The following is a 21,532-nucleotide window of genomic DNA, read 5'->3' on the forward strand; positions in this document are numbered from 1 at the left end:
TCCGCGTGTTCCCTAGTGTTGTCCCCGGTGCGCGGCCTCGCGGCTGGCACACTGAGACCGTGACGACGGGTGGTGACCACCGCGCGTCGTGAACCGAAGAAGGGATTCGCATGTCGCTCAACAAGTCCGAGCTCGTCTCGGCCATCGCCAGCAAGGCCGACCTGTCGAAGGCGGACGCCGAGAAGGCCCTCAACGCCTTCCAGGAGGTGCTCATCGAGTCGCTCGGCAAGGGCGAGGCCGTCAAGGTCACGGGCCTCCTGTCCGTCGAGCGCGTCGAGCGTGCCGCCCGCACGGGCCGCAACCCCCGTACGGGCGAGGAGATCTCGATCCCGGCCGGTTTCGGCGTGAAGATCAGCGCCGGCAGCCTGCTCAAGAAGGCCGTCGCCAAGTGACGTCTCGCTGACCGGCCGCTGCCGGCGCGGTCAGCAGCACGAAGGCCCGGAACCCCGCGAGGGGCTCCGGGCCTTCGTCGTGCGTGTGCGGGGTCGTCTCAGGCGTGCACGACGTTCGCGAGGATGCCGTGGTTCGTCAGGCGCGTGCCGATCGCCTGGTCGACCTCGGCGAACGCCTTGTTCGAGCGGGCCACGCCGATCGCGCCGGCCATGGCGCCGTGGCCGGTCGGGCGGTCGATGCGGGCCACGAGCTGGTCGCCGTGGACCATGAAGTCGACCGCGAAGACGAGGTGCTGCGCCTTGCCCGCGAACGCGCCGAGCCAGAACGTCTTCTGCTTGCTCCCGCGCTCGGCGGCCCACTGGCCCGTGGGGCGGGTGGTGACGGTGAATCCCTGCTCCTGGAGCGCGGCGTGCAGGTGCTGCTTGGCGACCTCGGGGTCGCCGGACAGGAAGTAGTCGACCGTGGCCATGGTGGCTCCTCGTTGCGTGCGGTGGTGGCGGGGGCGGCTGCGTCGCCGCCTGGCGTGCGGGCGGCCCCCGGGATGCTACCGCCGTCCGTCGGCTCACCCTCGACCTGTCTTGAGAACCGTTCTCACAAAACGCTAGGCTGGGCGTCCCACCCACCGGAAGGACCTCTCATGGCCGTGCCCAAGCGCAAGCTCTCCCGCTCCCGCACCCGTACCCGCCGCTCGCAGTGGAAGGCGCAGGTGCCCGAGCTCGTGACCGTCGTCGTCGACGGGCGCGAGGTCACCCTCCCGCGTCGGCTCGTCGCAGGCGTCCGCCGCGGCTACGTGACGCTGCCGGAGTGACCCTGGCGCCCGACGGCGCGTGCCGCCCCGCGCCGTCGGCCCGCCGTGGCAGCATCCTCGGGTGAGCGATCCGACCCCCGAGCCGCACGGCCACGCGCACGGGCCCGCTGCCCCTGCGACGCGGCGCGTGCGCCTCACGCTCGCGGCGCTCCTCGTCCCGGCCCTGCTCGCGACGCTCGCCGGACTGGTCGCGCTGTGGCCGGCGTCCGCCGACGTGCCGGACCGCATCCCCGTCGCGGCCGAGGGCAGCACCGTCCTGCGCGCCACCGTCACCGGGCCGATCGACCCGGGCACGGGCGAGGTGCCCGCCCGCCTCGACGACGGGTCGCGCGCGGGCGGCGAGGACGTGGGCGGCGACGCGATCACCGTCAGCGCGCCGCCCGAGTACGTCGCCTACGGGTTCGACGCGGGCGACCGGCTCCGCGTCCTCTACATCGCCGAGGCCGTGGGGGCGGGCGCGAGCCCGTACGTGTTCATGGACTTCGAGCGCGGGCTGCCCATCGGGATCCTCGCGATCGCGTACGCCGTCGTCGTGCTGGCCGTCGCGCGGTGGCGGGGCCTGGCCGCGCTCGCCGGGCTCGCGGGTGCGTTCGTCGTCATCACGTGGTTCACGCTGCCCGCGCTGCTCACGGGGCAGAACGCGCTGGGCGTCGCGCTCGTGACGTCGTCGCTCGTCATGTTCGTGGTGCTGTACGTCGCGCACGGCTTCACCGCGCGCACGTCGACGGCGCTGCTCGGCACGCTCGTCGGGCTCGCGATCACGGCGGTGCTCGGGTGGTGGGGGTCGGGCGCGTCGAACATCACGGGGCTCACCTCGGAGGAGTCCCTGTGGATCCCGCAGTACGCGCCCTCGCTCGACATCCAGGGCGTCGTGCTGTGCGGCATCGTGCTGGCGGGCATGGGCGTGCTCAACGACGTGACCATCACCCAGGCCTCGGCGGTGTGGGAGCTGAGGGCGGCCGCGCCGCTCGCGACCCGGCGGGAGCTGTTCGCGCGCGCGATGCGCATCGGGCGCGACCACATCGCCTCGACCGTCTACACGATCGCGTTCGCCTACGTCGGCGCTGCCCTGCCGCTGCTCATGGCGGTCTACCTGTCCGACCAGGGCCTCGCGACGAGCCTCACGTCCGGCGAGATCGCCGAGGAGGTCGTGCGCACGCTCGTCGGCTCGATCGGCCTCGTCCTCGCCATCCCGATCACGACGGGCATCGCCGCGCTCACCGTGCCGGGCGCCGGCGCCGCGCGCTCCGTCCCCGTGGGTAGGGTCGAGGTCCCCGCGACGTGACGGCGGGGCGCTCCCGGCCGTCGGACGGGACGACGCGGACGGCGGGAGGACGACGGTGACGGGGACGACGAGCGGCCGAGGTGTGGCGGTGCTGGGGCCGGGCGGGGTCGGCGGGCTGGTCGGTGCGCTGCTCACGCGCTCCGGGGCCGACGTGACCTTCCTCGCGGGCGACGCCACGGCGGCGGTGCTGACCGGGCACGGGGTGCACGTGCGCAGCCGGCAGGTGGGCGACGTCCACGTGCCGGCACGCGCGGTCGCACGCCTCGACGAGCCGGTCGACGTCGTCGTGGTCGCGGTCAAGCAGACCGCGCTCGACGACGCGCTCGACCGGGTCCCGCCCGAGGTGCTCGGCGACGGCGTCGTCGTCCCGTTCCTCAACGGCCTCGACCACCTCGCCGTGCTGCGCGCGCGGTTCGGGACGGAGCGCGTCCTCCCCGCGACGATCCGCGTCGAGTCGACGCGCGTCGCGCCCGGCGAGATCGAGCACACGAGCACGTTCACCGAGGTCGACGTCGCCCCGGGCGGCGTGGCGCCGGAGCGTGTCGACGCCGTGCGCGCCCTGTTCGACGCGGCGGGCGTCCCCACGACCGTCCACGCGGACGAGACCGCGCTGATGTGGGCCAAGCTCGGCTTCCTCGCGCCGTTCGCCCTGCTCACGACGGCGCACCGCGCCCCGATCGGCGAGGTGCGGACGGCGCACCGCGCCGAGCTCGAGGCGCTCGTGCGCGAGGTCGCGTCGGTCGCCGCGGCGAGCGGCGCGCCGTCGGACCCCGAGCGTACGGTCGCGTTCTACGACCGCTTCGGGCCCGAGGCCAAGTCGTCGATGCTGCGCGACGCCGAGGCCGGGCGGCCGCTCGAGGTGGACGCCATCGGCGGCGCGATCGTCCGTGCCGCCGAGCGCGCGGGCGTGGACGCGCCGCTCACGCGCGCGCTCGTCGCCCGCCTCGGCAGCTGACGGCCGGACGCCGCGCGCCGGGAGCCTTCACCGGACCGCCACGCGACCCCCTGTGGACGCGTCCCCAGGAGCCTCACAGGTTCGCCAGGATGTCCGTCATGAGAGAGCCGTGGGTCGACGTCGCGCTGGCGCGGCTGCCCGAGACGCGTTCCTGCCCCGCGTGCGCCGCGACCCTGCGGTCGTCACGGTGCGACCGGTGCCTGCTCGACCTCACCGGTCCGCTCGCGTTCGAGGTCGCCGCGGCGTCGACCGAGGCGGCCGACGCGCTCTCGCGCCGTCAGGCCGCGCTCGACGCCCTGCGCGCGAGCCAGCCCGCGGCCGCCGCCTGGGCGGCCCGCGCGGCGGTCGCGGCGCCGCCCGGAGCGCGCCCGGTCCCCGCCGGCCCGCCGCGCGCGATGCGCCCACTCGACGCGACCGGCCGCGGTCAGGCGGGCCCGCGCCCCCTGGCCGCCGCACCGGAGCCCCGTCCCGTGAGCGGCTCCGTGCCGGGACCGGTGCCCGGCCCGCGCCGTACCGCGCCGTACCGTCCCCCGGCGCCCGGAGCCGTCGGGCCGGTCCCGTCCGCGCCCGTGGGGTCGCACGCCGGCGTCGTACCGGCTGCGGCGCCGCCCCGCTCGGTGGGCCTCCAGCCGGTCCTCGCGGGCGCCGGGGCCGGGCTGCTCGCCGTCGCGACGGTCGTGTTCGTCTTCTTCACCTTCGCCGACGACCTCGCCCTGCGCGCCCTCGTGACCGGGGTCGTCACGGTGCTCACGGTCGGGGCCGCGGTGCTCCTGCGGTCGCGGGGGCTGCGCTCGTCCGCCGAGGCGGTCGCGGGGCTCGCCGTCGTGCTCGCGGTCGTGGACGTCGAGCTCGCGCTCAGCGCGTGGGGGCTCGACGTGGCGGGCGCGGCGGCGGCGCGCGCGTCGCTGCTCGCCGCGGTCGTCGCGGGCCTCGGTGCGGTGGGGGACCGGGCGCGGGTGCGGGCCTGGGTGACGAGCGCCGTCGTGCTCGGGCCGCTCGTGCCGCTCGTCGCGGCGCCTGCCGCGCAGGCACCGTGGGGGTGGGCGCTCGCGCTCCTCGCGACGGCGTGCCTCACCGCGTTCGCCGCGCCCGTCGCGGCGCGCTCCGGCGCGCGGGTCGGCAGCGCCCTCCGCGGCGAGCGGGCGTTCCTCGGGGTCGTGCGCACCGTCGCCGTGCCCCTCGCCGTCGTCGTCGGGCTCACCGTCACCGCCCTCCCCGGGCTGCCGACCGGCTCCGGGTCCGCGCTCGTCGCGCTCGGCGCCGCGAGCGTGGCCACGCTGCTGCGCGTCGCGACCCGCGAACGGCGCTGGTACGCGGTCGGCGGCGCGACGGCCGTCCTCGCCGGCGCGCTGCTCGGCACCGGAGGCGACGTCGCGTGGCTCGGCCTGGTCCCCGCGATCGCCGCCGCCACGTGGCTCCTCGTCCTGGTGCTCACCTCGCCGCCCGTGGTGTCCGGGGTGCTCGGCTCCCCGGTCCCGGCCGTCGGACGCTCGGACGTCCTCCTCGGCGGCGCGGTCGTCGCCCTCGTCGGGGCCGGGCCCGCGCTCGCCGTCGCGGGGGTGCGCGCGGCCGAGGTCCTCGTGACCGGGACCGCCGGGACCGGCGCGACGCTCGCCGACGCGCCGCTCGGCGTCGGCGTCCTCTCCGCCGGGCTGTGGGGCGAGGGCGTCCGCGGCGGCACCGCCGGCGCGGCGCTGCTCGACGGGACGGTCGCCGGCCTGGTGTCCGCCCTGGTCGTCCTCCTCGTCGCCGCCCGGCTCCCGCTGCGCACGCCGGTCCCCGTGCCCTTCCCACGCCTGGCCGGGGCGCGACGGCTCGGTGCCGCCCCGGTCGTGCGGACGGGGCGCGCGCTCGGGCCGTGGGTGCTCCTCGTGCTCGTCGTCGCGCTCGTGCTGGACCCCCGGCTCGCGGGCGTCACCTCGCTCGCGCTGCTCGCGCTCCTCGCCGCCGTGCTCCTCGTCGTGACCGCCCGCCCGGCCGCGACCGGTGCGCCCGGGGGCGTCGCCGCGCCCGGCGCGCTCGTCCGGGCGGTCCGGCGCGGGTCCGTTCGTGCCGTGCGACCGGTCGCCCGGCGGTTCCCCGGCCCGCGTGCGGCGGTCCGGCACGGCGTCGTCCCCGTCGGGCGGGCCGAGGTGCGCTTCTGGCGCGCAGCCGCCGTCGCGGGGACCGTCGCCGCGATCGTGCTCCTCGTCGCCGGGTCGTGGGTCACGCGCCCGACCGCGACCGCCGGAGCGGTCGTCGCCGGGGCGCTCCTGCTCGCGGCGCGCGCGGCAGCTCCGCGGGGCCTGCACGCGCCCCTCGTCGGCACCGCCTACGGGTACGCGCTCCTCGTGCTCGGCGTGACCCTCGCCTGGAGCGGCGCCGGGACGGTCGCCGTCCTGTGCGCGGTCTCCGGGGTCGCCTCGCTCGCCGCGCTCGCGGTGACGCTCGTCCCGCGCGTCGACAGGGACACGTGGTGGGCCGTGCTCGGCGTGACGGCGGTCCCGTTCGGTCTCGGCGTCCTCACGGTCGTCGACGAGCGCAGCTGGTGGTCCGTCGCCGCGTGCGTCGCGATGCTCGCGCTGGAGGTCGTGCTCGTCGGCTCGCGGCGCCCCGGGTCGGTCACCGCGCTGCGCGTGGTCGCCGCGGCCCTCGTCCTGCCGACGGCGTCCGTCGCCGTCGTCAGCACGGGCGCCCTCGTCCTGCCGGGGAGCGGCTCGCCCGTCGTGCTGCCGGTCGTCGCGCTGCTCGTGGCGGCGGCGCTCGCGGCGGCACGCCCGCTCACCGCGCGGATCCGCCTGGTGGCGGGACGCGTCGCGGTCGAGGCGAGCGCCGCGCTCACGGGCGCGATCGCCGTCGGGCTCGCGTTCGGGCGCCCCGCCGCCGGGCCGACCGTCGCGGTCGCGGTGCTGCTCCTGCTCGCGGTGGGCGCAGGGCTCGCCGCGCGCGACCGCGACCGGCGCGCGGAGTGGTGGCTCGCGGCCGCGCTCGGGACCGCCGCGCTGTGGACGGCGCTCGCCGCCGCCGACGTCGGTCTCGTGGAGGCGTACACCGCGCCGCCGGCGCTCGCGGCCGTCGTCACGGGGGCGCTGCTCGCGCGGCGGTCCCGGCGCTGGTGGGAGCTCGCGGGCGCGGGCCTCGTGCTGCTCGTCGTGCCGTCCGTGCTGGTCCTGGGCGCGGCGCGCGGGGCCGGCGACCTGCGGGCACCGCTCCTCGTCGCGGCCGGGGCGGTGGTCGTCCTCGCAGCGGTCCTGCTGGGTCGCGGGGCCGGAGAGGGCGCGTGGCGCCGCGCCGCGGCCCTGCGGCTCGCGGGCACCGGGGTGCTCGCCGCGACCGCTGGGACCGTCGAGTCGCTCCACGTGGCGCACGCGCCGGGAGGAGGCGCGGTGTTCGTGCTCGGGTTCGCCTGGGCGCTCGCCGGGGGCGCCGTCGCGCTCGGGGCGGGCCTCGCGGGAGCCGGCACGGCTCCCCGTGACCGCGGCCGGGGAGCCGCGCTCGCGCGGCGCTGGGCCGTGGCGCCGGCCGCGGCGCTGGTCGTGGTGGGGACCGTCGCGAACGTGCGGCCCGTGTGGGGCGTCATCGCGACGGTCTGGCTCGTCGAGGTCGGGCTCCTGGTGCTGCTCGTGGTCGGGGTGCGGCGCGCCGTCCGGGGACGCCTCGACCTCCCGCCCGCGTGGTTCACGTGGTCGCTCGCGCTCGTCGCCGCGATCGGCGCGTGGTCGCCGCGCGAGCTGCGCGTCGAGGTCTTCTCGCTCCCGCTCGGTGCGGGACTGCTCGTCGCGGGGTACCTCGCGCTCGCGGCCGGCACGACCGCGGCGCCGGGCACCGCGGGCGGTGACCCCGGCGCCGTGGACGCCGCCGAGACGGCCGGCGCGGGCGGCGTGCCGGTGCGCGCGACGGCGACCCGAGCCGGGTGGCCCGTCGGGTTCACCGGGTCATGGCGGACGCTGGCCCCGGGCATCCTCGCGCTGCTCGGCCCGTCGGTCCTCGCGACGTACACCGACGCGCGCACCTGGCGTGCCGTCCTGGTCATCGCGCTCGCGCTCGCCGCGGTGCTCGTGGGGACGCGCACGCACCTCGCGGCACCGTTCCTGCTGGGCGTCGGGGTGCTGCCGGTCGAGATCCTCGTCGTGTTCGTGTCCCAGCTCGGCACGCGCATCTCCGCCGGCCCGTGGATGCTCACGCTCGCCGCGGCGGGCGGGCTGCTGCTCATCATCGCGACGTACTACGAGCGCCGGATCGCCGCGTACGACGGCGCCGCGGCCTACGTGCGCGACCTCCGCTGACCGCAAATCCCTACCACGTGGCCCGTTTCCACGCGCGGTGGCCCATAATGGCCGGGGCCCGTCGTCGTGACGACGGACCCGACGGCAACGTAGGCGCAGGGCGGGATCGCGGCGGCAACACGGCAGTGTGCGGTCGGCGCGGGTCCCGCCCGGGGGCGTAGTCCCTGGAGAACGGCATCGTGATCAGGATCGGCATCGTGGAGGACGACCCCGCGAGCAGCGCGCTGCTCGTGGAGTACCTGCGACGGTACGAGCGCGAGCACGACGAGCAGTTCGCGGTCGCCATGTTCAGCGACGGCGAGCAGGTCGTCGCGGGGTACCGGCCCGACTTCGACATCCTGCTCCTCGACGTGGAGATGCCGAACCTCGACGGGTTCAGCGCCGCGCGGCGCATCCGTCAGGTCGACGCCGACGTCGTGCTGATCTTCATCACCAACATGACGCAGCACGCGATCAAGGGCTACGAGGTCGACGCGCTGAGCTACATGCTCAAGCCGCTGCGGTACTTCGCGTTCTCCCAGGAGCTCAAGCGGTCGGTCGCGCGCCTGCGGCGCCGGTCCGCCGACTACCTGCTGCTCGCGGTCGACGGCGGGCTCGCGCGCGTGGCGACCGACGACATCGTCTTCCTCGAGAGCGCCAAGCACCGCACGACCGTGCACACCGTGGACGGGCGGCACTCCGTCGTCGGGCCGCTCAAGGCGCTCGAGGCGCAGCTCGAGGGCAAGGACTTCTTCCGCTGCAACAGCGGGTACGTCGTCAACCTGCGGCACGTGCTCGCGGTGCGGGGGAACAGCGCCCTCCTGGTCGGCGGCCACGACCTGCTCATCAGTCGCGCCCGCAAGAAGGCGTTCCTCGCGGCGCTGACCGACTACCTCGGGGCGCGGCGCGCATGACCCACGCCGCCTCGATCCTGGAGACCCTGCCCGACATCCCGCGCGCGCTCACCGGCCTCGCCGAGTGGCTCGCGTGCCTGGTCTACGTGCTCCTGCGGCGGCCGCGCCTGCCCCGCCCGCGGCTCGTCGCGCTCGCGGTCGCGGCGCTCGGCGTGCAGGTGGGCGTGCAGGTGCTCGCCGACCTGCTCCCGCGGCAGCTCTGGACCGTGGGCATGGCGGCCGCGGTCGCGTGCATGTACGGCTTCATCGTCGCGGCGACCCGGGTCTCGGCGCGGGACGCGGGCTACTTCGCGGCCCGCGCGCTCGTGCTGGCGGAGCTCGTGGCGGCGCTGCACTGGCAGGTGCACTGCTTCTTCTTCCTGCCCGAGGGCCGGCCGGGGACGGTGTGGCAGGTCGCGTTCTTCGTGCTGGTCTACGCGGTCGGGTACGGGGTGGCGTACGTCGTCGAGTCGCGACACTTCCGCCCCGACCAGGAGCTCGACGTCACGGTCGGCGAGCTCGCGTCGGCGGTCGCGATCGCGCTCGTCACGTTCTTCATGAGCAACATCAGCTTCCTCAACGCGAACACCCCGTTCAGCGGGCGCCTCGGCCTGGAGATCTTCTACATCCGTACGCTCGTCGACCTGTGCGGGTTCGTCGCCCTCTACGCGCAGCAGGGTCAGCGGCTCCAGCACCAGGCGCGGTCCGAGGTCCGCGCGATCGACGAGATGCTCCGCCGCCAGCACGAGCAGTACCTGCAGTCCAAGCGGAACATGAAGATCGTCCACCGCAAGTACCACGACCTCAAGCACCAGATCGGCGTGATCCGCGCCGAGGTCGACCCGGCGCGGCGCGCGTCGTACCTGGACGACCTGGAGGCCAGCATCTCCGGCCACGCGCGGCAGGCGGACACCGGGAACGGCGTGCTCGACGTCATCCTCACGACCAAGAGCCAGGAGTGCGCCGAGCGCGACATCGACCTCACGTGCGTGGTGGACGGCGCGCTGCTCGACTTCATGTCCGCGATGGACGTGGCCGCGGTGTTCGGCAACGCGCTGGACAACGCGATCGACGGCGTCATGGCCGTGCCGGACCCGGAGCAGCGGATCATCAAGGTCGCCGTCTACGCGCGCGACCGGTTCGTCATGCTCACGGTCGAGAACTACTTCTCCGGCGAGCTCCACACCGAGGGCGGCGACATCGTCACGCGACGTGCCGACCGGACCCGGCACGGGTACGGGCTCAAGTCGATCCGGTACACCGCGGAGAAGTACGGCGGCTCGATGACGGTGAACACCGAGGACCGCTGGTTCCTCCTGCGCGTGCTCCTGCCCATGCCGGAGGACCGCCCGCCCACGGGATCGTCCCGACGGTCGACCTCGACCGCGACCCCCGCGTAGACGCCCGACCCGTCCGGACGGGACCTCCGACCTCCGCGTCGTGACCCGCTCGTGACCTCGGTGACCGTTCGTGGACGCAAAGCGACGGTTCGTGCACCGGGCCGCCCCGACCGCCCACCGCGTCCATAGCGTGGCGGCGCGGCTCAGGGACCACGACGTCCCGGGCCTCGACGGGTTCGCAGAGCTCGCTCAGCCACGCACGTGACCCGGGTGGGTCGGCGGGGACGGCGCCGTGGCCGACGAGCGCGGAGACGACAAGGGAAGGTCGATGAAGACAACGACAACGGCGGGAAAGCTCGACGGCAGGGCGGCGCGCGCCCGGGGAGCGGCGGCGCTCGCGGGCCTCGCCCTCGTGGCAGCCGCGGGGTGCACGGCAGGCACCCCGGACGAGGAGAGCGCGACCGACGCCTTCACCACGCGGGAGGTCACCGACGGGACCACGACCTTCGTGGTCGTCGACAACCCGGGGGACGGCCCCACGCTCTCCTACGGCGCGGACAGCGCCGTCGAGCTGCTCACCGAGGAGATCGACGGCCAGGAGTACGCGTTCAAGGACATGAACGCGAACGGGAAGCTCGACACCTGGGAGGACTGGCGCGAGAGCGCGCAGGACCGCGCCGCGGCGCTGTCCGAGGAGCTGACGATCGAGCAGATCGCCGGTCTCATGCTCTTCAGCTCGCACGAGCGGTCGCAGGCCGACGGCCTCACGGACGCGCAGAAGGAGTACCTGACGGACTCCCACCTGCGCAACGTCCTGCACGCGGGCCCGAGCGACGTCGAGGCGACCGTCACGTGGGCGAACGAGATGCAGGCGTACGCCGAGTCGCTCGCGACCGCCGACGAGCCCTACGTCCCGGTGAACTTCGCCTCCGACCCCCGCTCGACCGCGGGATCGGGCGGCTACAACGCCGAGGGCGCGGACATCTCGCGGTGGCCGTCGAACCTCGGCCTCGCCGCGACCTTCGACGTCGAGCACATGGACAACTTCGCCGAGATGTCCTCCGCGGAGTACCGCGCGCTGGGCATCACGACGGCCCTCAGCCCGCAGATCGACCTCGCGACCGAGCCCCGCTGGCTGCGCGTCGGCGGCACGTTCGGCGAGGACGTCGACCAGAGCACCGAGCTCGCCGCCGCGTACGTGGACGGGTACCAGAGCACGACCGGCCAGGAGGGCTGGGGCCCCGAGTCGGTCAACGCGATGATCAAGCACTGGGCGGGCGACGGCCCCGGCGAGGGCGGCCGCGAGGCCCACACCGACGCCGGCAAGTACGGCGTCTACCCCGGCGGCAACTTCGACGCGCACACCGAGGCGTTCCTCGGGTCGCTCGACTCCGCGGCCGTCATGTCCGCGTACTCGATCGCGCTCGACGGCGCGGGCGAGCCGCTGTTCGGCGAGCGCGTCGGCACGGCGTACGACGACACGCGCATGAACCTGCTCCGCGAGGAGAACGGGTACGAGGGCGTCGTCGTGACCGACTGGGGCGTGACGACCGGGGTGAACGACGAGGGCGCGGTCATCGCGACCGGCTGGGGCGCCGAGGACCTCACCAAGGAGCAGCGCCACTACGAGATCCTCAAGACCGGGCACGACATGTTCGGCGGCAACAACGACGTCGCGCCGGTCCTCGCCGCGCACGAGCTGTGGCAGGCCGACTTCGAGGCGGGCACGAACGACGTCGACGCCGACACGCGCTTCCGCCAGTCCGGCGCGCGCATCCTCACGATGTTCTTCAACCCGGGCCTGTACGAGAACGCGTACCTGGACCTCGACGAGTCCACGAAGATCCTCGCGAGCGACGACAAGGTCGACGCGGGCTACGCGGCGCAGCTCGACTCCGTGGTCATGCTGAAGAACGACGGCGAGACGATCACCGCCGCGGACGCGGAGGCGTGGAAGGACAAGACCGTCTACGTCCCGCGCAGCTACAACACCGGCTTCGCGAGCTCGTTCGGGCCGGGCGAGTACACCGAGGGCGCTGGGATCGACCTCGAGGTGGCCGAGCAGTACTTCGGCACGGTCGTCACGGACGAGGCCGTCATGGACGCGGACGACAAGGTCACGAGCTACACCGCTCCCGACCTGTCGGACGTCGACCTCGTGCTCGTGGGCATGGACAGCCCGGACAACGGCGGCACGTTCTCGAACATCGGGCACGACGTCGAGAACGACACCTGGTACCCGCTGTCGCTGCAGTACCGCCCGTACACGGCGGACGGCCCGAACGTGCGCCAGACCTCGATCTCCGGCGACCTGCTCCCGGACGGCACGCGCCAGAACCGCTCGTACTTCGGCAACACGTCGAAGATCGCGAACGAGTCGGACCTCGACGCGTTCGAGCGCGCCGTGGCGGCCGTCGAGGCGTCCGGCAAGGACATCCCGGTCGTCACCGTCCTCAAGGCGACCAACCCGATCGTGCCGGCCGAGTTCGAGGCCGCGTCCGACGCGATCGTCGTCGGGTTCGGCACGAGCGACCAGGCGCTCCTCGAGGTCGTGCTCGGCCTCCACGAGCCCCAGGGTCGCCTGCCCGTCCAGTTCCCCCAGGACATGGACACGGTCGAGGCGCAGCAGGAGGACGTCGCGAAGGACATGACGCCCTACACCGACGCCGCGGGCAACGCCTACGACTACGGCTTCGGCCTGAGCTACAGCGGGCCGATCACGGACTGACGGACCGCCACGGGCGGGCGGTCGCACGAGCGACCGCCCGCCACGGGGCCCGACGACGCCGCCCGGCGCGTCGGACCCGACCGGCCGCGGGGTGGGCCCGCGGCGCGAACGAACCAAGGAGCTGGAAGTGAAGCGGAACAAGGCGTTGACCACCGGGATCGGGCTGCTCGTCGCCGTCACGGGGGCCTTCGGGCTGACGGCGTGCGGGAGCGGGGACGACTCCGCGGGCGGGTCGTCGTCGTCCGAGAGCCAGTCGACCGACGTCGACGTGGCGACCGACCTCGAGAACGCGCGCACGGCGGTCGCCGACGCGCTCGCGGAGGACGACAGCTGGGCGCAGATCATGCTCGCCAGCGACGTCAAGGAGCCGACCGTCAAGTACGGCCTCCTCGTCGTGCCGTTCGTCCCCTCGGACGCCGCCTCGCGCGTCCAGGGCACGGTCGACATCAAGGACGGGAAGTACACGATCGAAGCGGACTCCGCCGCGACCGGCGAGACGTGGCAGATCGACCAGGACGGCACCATCACCCCGGCCGCGGAGTAACCGCACCGCGACCTCGTCCGCCCGCCCGGTCGGTGCGGGCGGACGGGGCACCACGCAGGGCACGGGTCGGGCACGGCGACGACCGACCGTGCCGCAGAAACGACCGATCGTGCAGCCGCGGCGGGCGGCGCCGTACCCCGCTCCTAGCCTGAGGAACGGGCCCGCACTCGAGGAGGAATGCAGTGAACGCCAGGGCGAAGAACGCCGACGGTGGCAGGACGCCGATGTCGAACAAGAAGTTCCTGTGGATCTGGGTACCCGTGCTCGCGACGGTGACCGTGCTCGTCGTCGTCGCGAACGTCGCGCTCAACGTCGCAGGCGGCTGGGTCGCGTCCCAGCTGGGGTCCGGCACCTACACGTTCACCAACTCCGAGGAGTCCTCGGGCTGGGACACCGAGTACTACACGGCCGAGCACGACAGCCAGGAGTCCGTCGACGCGGCTGCCGAGGCGCTCGTCGAGGAGATCGCGGCCGGCGGCATCGTCCTCGCGAAGAACGAGGCCGGCGCTCTGCCCCTCGCCTCCGAGGCGCGCGTGACCATGCTGGGCCGTGCCTCCGCCGACCCGGTGTTCGGCGGCTCGGGCTCGGGCTCGGTCGACACGAACTCCGCGGTGACGGTCCGCGGCGGCCTCGAGAACGCGGGACTCACGGTCAACGACGAGGTCTACGCCGCGATCGAGGCGTTCGCCGCCGAGAACCCGCGCGGCCACATCGAGATGGACAACCCCGACGCGTCGAGCTACACCATCGGTGAGCTGCCCGTCGGCGACTACGAGGCGCGGTCCGCGACCTTCGCCGAGTTCGGCGACGCCGCGATCGTCACGATCGGCCGCCCCGGCGGCGAGGGCGGCGACCTCACGCGCGACATGACGGGCTGGGACGACAACGCCGAGCCCGGCCAGCACCAGCTCGAGCTCAACAAGGACGAGAAGGACCTGATCGCGCTCGCGAAGGCGAGCTTCGACACGGTCGTCGTGGTCGTCAACGCGTCCACGACCCTGGAGCTCGGCGAGCTGCAGGCCGACCCCGAGGTCGACGCCATCCTCCTCGCCGGCTCGCCGGGCGCCACCGGTTTCAACGCCCTGGGGTCGGTCCTGACGGGCGAGGTCAACCCGTCGGGCCGCACGGTCGACGTCTGGGCCGCCGACTTCACCGCCGACCCGACCTTCCCCAACTTCGGGAGCTTCTTCTACTCGAACATCGAGGCCTCCTACCCGGTCTCGGCCGTCGAGAAGGCGACGTCCAACGCGACGGTCACGAGCAACGCGCCGTTCGTGAACTACACCGAGGGCATCTACGTCGGGTACCGCTACTACGAGACCGCGGCGGCCGAGGGCTTCCTCGACTACGACGACGCGGTGGTCTACCCGTTCGGCTACGGCCTGAGCTACACGGACTTCGCGTGGGCCGTCACGGGCACGGAGGCGGGCGACGTCGACGGGACCGTCGCGGTCACGGTCGAGGTCACCAACACCGGCGCCGTCGCGGGCCGCGACGTGGTCGAGCTGTACTACACCGCTCCCTACACGCCCGGCGGGATCGAGAAGTCCGAGGTCGTCCTGGGCGACTTCGCCAAGACCGGCGTGATCGAGCCGGGCTCGAGCGAGACGGTGACGCTCGAGCTCGCCGTCGAGGACATGGCGTCCTACGACCACCTGGGCGAGAAGGCGTACGTCCTGGAGGCGGGCGACTACACGCTCAGCCTGCGCACCGACTCGCACACCGTCGCGGCGGGCACCGAGCCGATCACGTACCCGGTCGCGTCCGACGTCGTGTACTCGGGCGAGAACCACCGGGCGACGGACCTCGCCGAGGTGACCAACCGGTTCGACGACGTCTCGGCGCGCTTCAGCGCCGACGGCGCCGGCGGCACGGTCGTCCCGATGTCCCGCGCCGACTTCGCGGGCACGTTCCCGCAGGCCCCGACGCCCGAGCAGTCCGTCGCGGACGAGGCCACCCAGGAGGGCTTCGCCGCCTGGGACCACGAGGCCGCGGCCGCCGCGTTCGACGGCGAGATGCCGACGACCGGCGAGCGCTCCGACCTGACGCTCGTGGACCTGCGCGGGCTGCCCAAGGACGACCCGAGGTGGGACGAGCTGCTCGACTCCCTGACGGTCGGCGACATGACGGACATGCTGCTGAACGGCGCCTACCAGACCGCCGCGATCGCCTCGATCGCGAAGCCGCAGACGGTCGAGCCGGACGGCCCCGCAGGCTTCTCGTCCTTCATCAACTCCTCGATCAACGGCGTCGCCTACCCGTCCGAGGTCCTCATCGCGCAGACGTGGGACGTCGACCTCGGCACCGCGATGGGCACGATGATCGGCGAGGAGGCGCTCCAGAAGGGCCTCAACGGCTGGTACGCGCCGGCCGTGAACCTGCACCGCTCGCCGTTCGGGGGCCGCAACTTCGAGTACTACTCGGAGGACCCGCTCCTGTCGGGCCGGATGGCCGCGGCCGTGTCGAACGGCGCCGCGCGCAAGGGCGTCTACACGATGCTCAAGCACTTCGCGCTCAACGAGCAGGAGACGAACCGCGTCGACAACGGCCCCGCGACCTGGGCGACCGAGCAGACGATCCGCGAGATCTACCTCAAGCCGTTCGAGCTCGCGATCAAGGACGTCTCCCTGGACGTCCGGTACATCGCGGACGACGAGGGCACGATCGCCGAGACGACGGTCGGGGCGCTCGGCATCATGAGCTCGTTCAACCGCATCGGCGCGACGTGGACGGGCGGCTCGAAGCCGCTCATGACGGACGTCCTGCGTGGGGAGTGGGGCTTCGAGGGCTTTGCGATCACGGACTTCAACCTGTACCCGTACATGAACCCCAACGAGGGCATCGACGGGGGCACGGACCTGACGCTGACCTTCCAGCCGTCGAAGTCGTTCGGTGACACGACGTCCGCCAAGGCGGTCACGGACATCCGGAACGCGACCCACAACATCCTGTTCACGGTGGCCAACTCGAACGCCATGAACGGGCTCGCCCCCGGCGCGACCGTCACCTACACGCCGCCCACCTGGGTCTACGTCCAGATCGGCGTGTCGGTCCTCCTGGGGCTGCTCGTCCTCGTCGGTGCCTTCCTCGTGGTCCGGCGCGTCCGCCGGCACCGGGCAGCGGCGGCCGAGGAGGCCCCCGCACCCGCCTCCGAGCCGGCGGTCCCCGCCGCCCGGTAGCCGGGGACACCGGGTCCCGGTGCGGGCGACCGCCCGGGACCCGGCGCCCGGCGCCGTCGGGCCGGTGGCGCCCACCACCGCCGGCCCGACGCCGGGGCACCGGACCGCCGTCCGGCGCCCCGGAGATCCGACCCGCACGTCCCGAGCACCCGCCGTCGTCGCCGCGCCGCCGCCGACGACAGGCCCCGGCATGCCCGCAACCGTCTGGGCACCCATCCGCACGACCCCACGACCATGCAAGGAGAGCACCGTGCAGCTCCACGGCGAGACCACCGCCGCGGCCGGCGAGACGGCCGCAGCCCCGGGCACGACGACCGGTGTCGTCCCGACCGCGAGCCTGACGCTCCTGGAGAAGGCGGCGCTCCTGACGGGGAAGTCGGTGTGGGAGACGTACGACGTCCCGCGGCTGGGTCTGCGCTCCCTGTGGCTCGCCGACGGTCCGCACGGCGTGCGCAAGCAGCTCGGCGCCGCCGACCACCTCGGCATCGCGGCCTCGCAGGAGGCCACGTGCTTCCCGACGGCCGCCGCCGTGGCGAACACGTGGGACGTCGAGCTGGCGGAGCGCGTGGGCGCCGCGCTCGGCGCCGAGGCCGCGGCGCAGGACGTGGACGTGCTCCTCGGCCCGGGGCTCAACATCAAGCGCTCGCCGCTCGGCGGGCGCAACTTCGAGTACTTCTCCGAGGACCCGCTGCTCGCGGGCCGGATGGCCGCCGGGTACGTGCGCGGGATCCAGTCCCGCGGCGTCGCGGCGTGCCCCAAGCACTTCGCGGTGAACTCCCAGGAGCTGCGCCGCATGGTCTCGGACTCCGTGGTCGACGAGCGCACGCTCCGGGAGGTCTATCTCACGGCGTTCGGGATCGTCGTCGCGGAGGCGCGGCCCCGGACCGTCATGTCGTCGTACAACCTCGTGAACGGCGTGTACGCCCACGAGGACCCGTTCCTCCTCACGCAGGTCCTGCGCCGGGAGTGGGGCTTCGACGGCGCGGTCGTCTCCGACTGGGGCGGGTCGAACGACGTCGTCGCCGCCGCCGCGGCGGGCGGCACGCTCGAGATGCCGGCCGCCGGCCTGGGCTCGGCGCGCCAGCTCGTGGACGCGGTGCGCTCGGGCCGACTCGACGAGGCCGACCTCGACGCGCGCGCGGCCGAGATGCTGCGCCTCGTCGCCGCGGCCCGCGAGCCGGGTACCGCTCCGGCCGTGGACGTCGACGCGCACCACGCGCTGGCCCGCGAGGTGGCGGCGCGCTCGGCGGTGCTGCTCAAGAACGAGGACGCGATCCTGCCGCTCGCCGCGGGGACGCGGGTCGCGGTCGTCGGCGACTTCGCGCGCACCCCGCGCTACCAGGGCTCCGGCTCGTCCGCGGTGAACCCGACGCGCCTCGACAGCGTGCTCGACGTGATCGGGGACTCGGGCCTCGAGCTGGCGGCGTTCGCCCCCGGCTTCCACCGCGACGGCACGCCCGACGCGGCGCTGCGCGAGGAGGCGGTCGAGGCCGCGCGCGGCGCCGACGTCGTGCTCCTGTTCCTCGGTCTCGACGAGATCGCGGAGTCGGAAGGGCTGGACCGCTCGACCCTCGCGCTGCACCCGGCGCAGGTCGAGGTGCTCCAGGCCGTGGCCGCCGCCAACCCGGCGACCGTCGTGGTGCTCGCGGGCGGCGGCGCGATCTCCACCCCGTGGCTCGGCTCGGCCCGCGCGCTCGTGCACGGCTACCTCTCCGGGCAGGCCGGTGCCGGTGGGATCCTCGACGTGCTCACGGGCGTCGTCAACCCCTCTGCGCGGCTCGCCGAGACCTTGCCCGTGCGCCTCGCGGACACCCCGACCGCCGGGTCGTTCCCCGCGACCGGGCGCACCGCGGTCTACCGCGAAGGCCTGTACGTCGGGTACCGGTACTACACGAGCGCCGACGTCCCCGTGGCCTTCCCGTTCGGCTTCGGCCTGTCGTACACGACGTTCGCGCACTCCGGCCTCGTGGTCGCCGCGGACACGACGACGGACACGACGACGGACACGGCGACGGACACGACGACGGGCTCGGCGACGGTCCCCGCGACGGTCACGGTGACCGTGACCGTGACGAACACCGGGACGGTCGCCGGGGCCGACGTGGTGCAGGTGTACGTGAGCCGCGAGACCCCCGGCGTCCACCGCCCGGTCCGCACGCTCGCCGGGTTCGTGCGCGTCGAGCTCGAGCCGGGCGAGTCGCGCACGGTGACGGTGCCCCTGGACGACGGGGCGTTCCGGCACTGGGACGTGGCGACCGGCGCGTGGCAGGTCGAGCAGGGCGCCTGGTCGGTGCTGGTCGGGTCCCACGTGGACGACCTCCCGCTCGGTGCGACGGTCGAGCTCACCGGTACGGTGCCGCCCCGCAGCGAGGACGACCTGCCCGAGCCGTACCGCACCGGGCGCGTGCACGACGTGTCGGACGCCCAGTTCGCGGCGCTCCTGGGCCGTCCCGTCCCGACGTCGGCGTGGTCCGGTCGCCTCGGCGTCAACGACCCGCTGTCGCGCCTCGCCGACGCGCGCTCGCCGCTGGCCCGCCTCGCGTTCCGGATCCTGTCCTGGCGACGCGACGCGGCGGACCGCAAGGGCGCGCCGGACCTCAACGTCCTGTTCCTGCTCAACATGCCGTTCCGGGCCATCGGGAAGATGACCGGCGGCATGGTCGACGCCGCGATGGTCGACGGCATCGTCCGCATCGTCAACGGCCACCTCTTCCGCGGCACCGGCGCCGTCCTGCGCGGGTTCGTCCGCAACCGCCGTGCCGACCGTCGTACCGCCCGCACCCTCCGCGGCGACGCGTGACCTGCTCGAAGGGAAGACCCATGTTCACCCGCCTCCGCGACGCCTGGCGCCGGTTCTCCGAGAAGCGACCCGGGACCGCGCAGTTCGTCGTGTTCTTCGTGCTCAGCAACGGCATCACCGTGCTCCAGCTCGCGCTCATGCCCCTGATCAAGTGGGCCTTCGGCATGACCGCCCTGGTGGACGTGGCCTTCCAGGTGTGGCCGATCGGGACGAACCCGGACGGGTCGACGTACTACGTCTTCGACTACGCCGCCGGCCCGCTCCCGGGCGGCGGCGGTGGGCTGGCATACTTCCTGGCCGTGCAGATCACCTTGCTGGTGGCGCAGGTGATCAACTTCTTCGCTCAGCGCAACATCACGTTCAAGTCCAACTCGTCGGTCGCGAAGGCGGCGCTCTGGTACACCATCGCGTACGTCGTCATCTCGATCGCCGCCGCCGCCGCGCAGGGTCTGTACAAGACGCCGATCTACGAGCTGTTCATCGACACGTGGGGTCTGGGCGCCGCGGGCGAGACCCTCGCGGACTTCACGACGATGATCATCAACGCGGCGATCTCGTTCTGGGTGTTCTTCCCGATCTTCAAGGTCATCTTCAAGCAGGTGCCCGAGGCGCCCGCCACGCCGGAGGCGCAGCACGCCGGAGAGGTGCGTGCGTCGTGACCCCGCTCCTGACCGTCGTGGTCCCGGCGTACAACGCCGAGCCGTACCTGGCGCGCGCCCTCGACTCGCTCGTCGGGTTCGGGCCCGAGGTGGAGGTCCTCGTCGTCGACGACGGCTCGACCGACGGCACGGCCGCGCTCGCGCAGGGCTACGCCGACCGGCACCCGGGCGAGGTGCACGTGCTCCGCAAGTCGAACGGGGGGCACGGCTCGGCCATCAACACCGGCCTCGACCACGCGCGCGGGGAGTACCTCAAGGTCGTGGACGCCGACGACTGGGTGGACCGCGCCGCGCTCGCGCAGGTGCTCGCGACGTTGCGCGGCTTCGTGCGCCGGTTCGTGGGCCCCGGGAGCCCGGGATCGGCACCGGTCGACCTGCTGGTCAGCAACTTCGTGTACGAGAAGGTCGGCAAGCGGGTCAAGACGGCCGTCCGGTACCGCGGCGCCCTGCCGCGCGGCCGGGTGCTCACCTGGTCGCAGACCCGGCGCTTCGCCAAGCGCCAGTACATGATGATGCACGCCCTGACGTACCGGACCCAGGTGCTGCGCGACGCCGGCCTGCGGCTGCCCGAGCACACGTTCTACGTCGACAACCTGTACGCCCTCGTGCCGCTCGCGCACGTCCGCACGCTGTACTACCTCGACGTCGACCTCTACCGGTACTTCATCGGCCGGGAGGACCAGTCCGTGCACGAGGCGGTCATGCTCAAGCGCCTCGACCAGCAGCTGCGGGTCAACTGGCTCATGCTCGAGCACGTCTCCCGGACGCCCGTGACCGACCGCCGCCTGCGCCGGTACCTGCTGCACTACGTGGAGATCATCTGCGCGGTGTCGTCGATCCTCCTCGTGCGCGCCGGGACGCCAGCGTGCCTCGTGGAGAAGGAGCGGCTGTGGTCGCGCCTGCGCGCCCAGGACCCCGAGCTCTACCACCAGGTGCGCTGGTCGGGCCTCGGGCAGATCGCCAACCTTCCGGGTCCGGCGGGCCGGCGCGTGACGGTCCTGGCCTACCGGGTCGCGCAGCGCGCCATCGGCTTCAGCTGACCGTGCGGCCCGGCGCCGGGCGTCGACGTCGTCGCGGGGGCGCCGACGCCCGCCTCACAGGGCGGTGCGGCGCTGCTGCTCGATGAGGGGCCGCAGGCGGTAGGGGATGAGCTCGCCCATCGAGAGCGAGGTCTCCGTGCGCTCGACGCCGTCGATCGCGAGGATCGCGGCGTCGATGCGGAACAGGTGGTCGGTGTCACGGCACGCGACGGTGACGCGCAGGTCGGCCGTGCCGCTCCGGCCGTGCGCCTGCACCACCTCCGGGATGCGGGCGATGTCCTCGACGATCCGGGCGAGCTCCTTCTGCCGGAGCTGGACCTCGACGAACGCCGTGAGCGGGTGCCCGAGCACGTGCGGGTCGATGCGCCGGTCGAGGTCGAGGAACGCGCCCTCGGCCTCGAGCCGCGCGAGCCGCGCCGCCACGGTGTTGCGCGACAGCCGGAGGCGGTCGGCGAGCGCGACGATCGTCGCCCGCGGGTCGTCGGCGAGCGCGAGCAGGAGGTCGAGGTCGACAGCGTCGGCGCTGTGCATGGTGCTCACCCTAGTCGAGTGATCGCGGTCACACTGCACAGCGCGTCGGGCATCGGTGGAGCCATGTGCGCGGGAGGGGTTACGTTCGCCCTACCTCGGTCCTCGACGGTGAGGACCGGCTCCCCGAGGTGAG

The 21,532-nt window shown here is 73.9% G+C and carries 15 protein-coding genes; 13 read left to right on the forward strand and 2 right to left on the reverse strand.

Translation table 11 applies throughout. From position 1 onward, the window contains the following. Positions 1-110: 110 nt before the first annotated feature. Positions 111-392: an HU family DNA-binding protein gene (locus JN535_RS01940; RefSeq protein ID WP_087470693.1), complete on the forward strand. Its 282-nt coding sequence runs from the start codon at positions 111-113 to the stop codon at positions 390-392. 98 nt (positions 393-490) lie between these two features. On the opposite strand, the gene JN535_RS01945 is transcribed toward JN535_RS01940, so the two are convergent. After that, positions 491-862, reverse strand: coding sequence for a hypothetical protein (locus JN535_RS01945; protein ID WP_205201437.1), 372 nt, complete (start codon positions 860-862; stop codon positions 491-493). A 168-nt stretch (positions 863-1,030) separates the two neighbouring features. On the opposite strand from JN535_RS01945, the gene rpmF reads away from it, so the two are divergent. The 12 genes from rpmF (at position 1,031) to JN535_RS02005 (ending at position 20,868) form a co-directional block, all read left to right on the forward strand. Further along, on the forward strand, positions 1,031-1,201 hold the full coding sequence (gene rpmF / locus JN535_RS01950) for a 50S ribosomal protein L32 (RefSeq protein ID WP_205201439.1): 171 nt from the start codon (positions 1,031-1,033) through the stop codon (positions 1,199-1,201). Positions 1,202-1,262: 61 nt separating this feature from the next. Beyond that, the gene (locus JN535_RS01955; protein ID WP_205201441.1) at positions 1,263-2,486 is read left to right on the forward strand and encodes a YibE/F family protein; all 1,224 of its coding nucleotides are present in this window, start codon (positions 1,263-1,265) and stop codon (positions 2,484-2,486) included. A 55-nt stretch (positions 2,487-2,541) separates the two neighbouring features. Further along, positions 2,542-3,441, forward strand: a complete 900-nt coding sequence (locus JN535_RS01960; RefSeq protein WP_205201443.1) for a ketopantoate reductase family protein — start codon at positions 2,542-2,544, stop codon at positions 3,439-3,441. 89 nt (positions 3,442-3,530) lie between these two features. Next, on the forward strand, positions 3,531-7,706 hold the full coding sequence (locus tag JN535_RS01965; protein ID WP_205201445.1) for an SCO7613 C-terminal domain-containing membrane protein: 4,176 nt from the start codon (positions 3,531-3,533) through the stop codon (positions 7,704-7,706). Between the two features lie 179 nt (positions 7,707-7,885). Next, the gene (locus JN535_RS01970) at positions 7,886-8,599 is read left to right on the forward strand and encodes a LytR/AlgR family response regulator transcription factor (RefSeq protein WP_205201447.1); all 714 of its coding nucleotides are present in this window, start codon (positions 7,886-7,888) and stop codon (positions 8,597-8,599) included. Beyond that, positions 8,596-9,978 carry an ATP-binding protein gene (locus JN535_RS01975; protein ID WP_205201449.1) on the forward strand — a complete coding sequence of 461 codons (1,383 nt, stop codon included), beginning with the start codon at positions 8,596-8,598 and terminating at the stop codon, positions 9,976-9,978. The genes JN535_RS01970 and JN535_RS01975 overlap by 4 nt, the downstream gene beginning before the upstream one ends. A 268-nt stretch (positions 9,979-10,246) precedes the next feature. Next, positions 10,247-12,646 carry a glycoside hydrolase family 3 N-terminal domain-containing protein gene (locus JN535_RS01980; RefSeq protein WP_205201451.1) on the forward strand — a complete coding sequence of 800 codons (2,400 nt, stop codon included), beginning with the start codon at positions 10,247-10,249 and terminating at the stop codon, positions 12,644-12,646. A gap of 127 nt (positions 12,647-12,773) precedes the next feature. After that, entirely contained in the window at positions 12,774-13,190 is a 417-nt protein-coding gene (locus JN535_RS01985) for a hypothetical protein (RefSeq protein ID WP_205201453.1), read from the forward strand. A gap of 182 nt (positions 13,191-13,372) precedes the next feature. After that, the gene (locus JN535_RS01990) at positions 13,373-16,369 is read left to right on the forward strand and encodes a glycoside hydrolase family 3 C-terminal domain-containing protein (protein ID WP_307868081.1); all 2,997 of its coding nucleotides are present in this window, start codon (positions 13,373-13,375) and stop codon (positions 16,367-16,369) included. Between the two features lie 250 nt (positions 16,370-16,619). Next, positions 16,620-19,169 (forward strand): glycoside hydrolase family 3 C-terminal domain-containing protein, encoded by a 2,550-nt coding sequence (locus tag JN535_RS01995; protein ID WP_307868083.1) that lies wholly within the window; start codon positions 16,620-16,622, stop codon positions 19,167-19,169. A 20-nt stretch (positions 19,170-19,189) separates the two neighbouring features. Then, entirely contained in the window at positions 19,190-19,828 is a 639-nt protein-coding gene (locus JN535_RS02000) for a hypothetical protein (RefSeq protein WP_205201457.1), read from the forward strand. After that, positions 19,825-20,868, forward strand: coding sequence for a glycosyltransferase family 2 protein (locus JN535_RS02005; protein ID WP_205201474.1), 1,044 nt, complete (start codon positions 19,825-19,827; stop codon positions 20,866-20,868). Before JN535_RS02000 ends, JN535_RS02005 begins: the two co-directional genes overlap by 4 nt. Positions 20,869-20,922: 54 nt before the next feature. Here JN535_RS02005 and JN535_RS02010 read toward each other — a convergent pair whose 3' ends face one another. Further along, on the reverse strand, positions 20,923-21,399 hold the full coding sequence (locus JN535_RS02010; protein ID WP_205201476.1) for an Lrp/AsnC family transcriptional regulator: 477 nt from the start codon (positions 21,397-21,399) through the stop codon (positions 20,923-20,925). Positions 21,400-21,532: the final 133 nt, after the last annotated feature.

This window comes from Cellulosimicrobium cellulans (assembly GCF_016921195.1).
Classification (GTDB): domain Bacteria; phylum Actinomycetota; class Actinomycetes; order Actinomycetales; family Cellulomonadaceae; genus Cellulosimicrobium; species Cellulosimicrobium cellulans_F.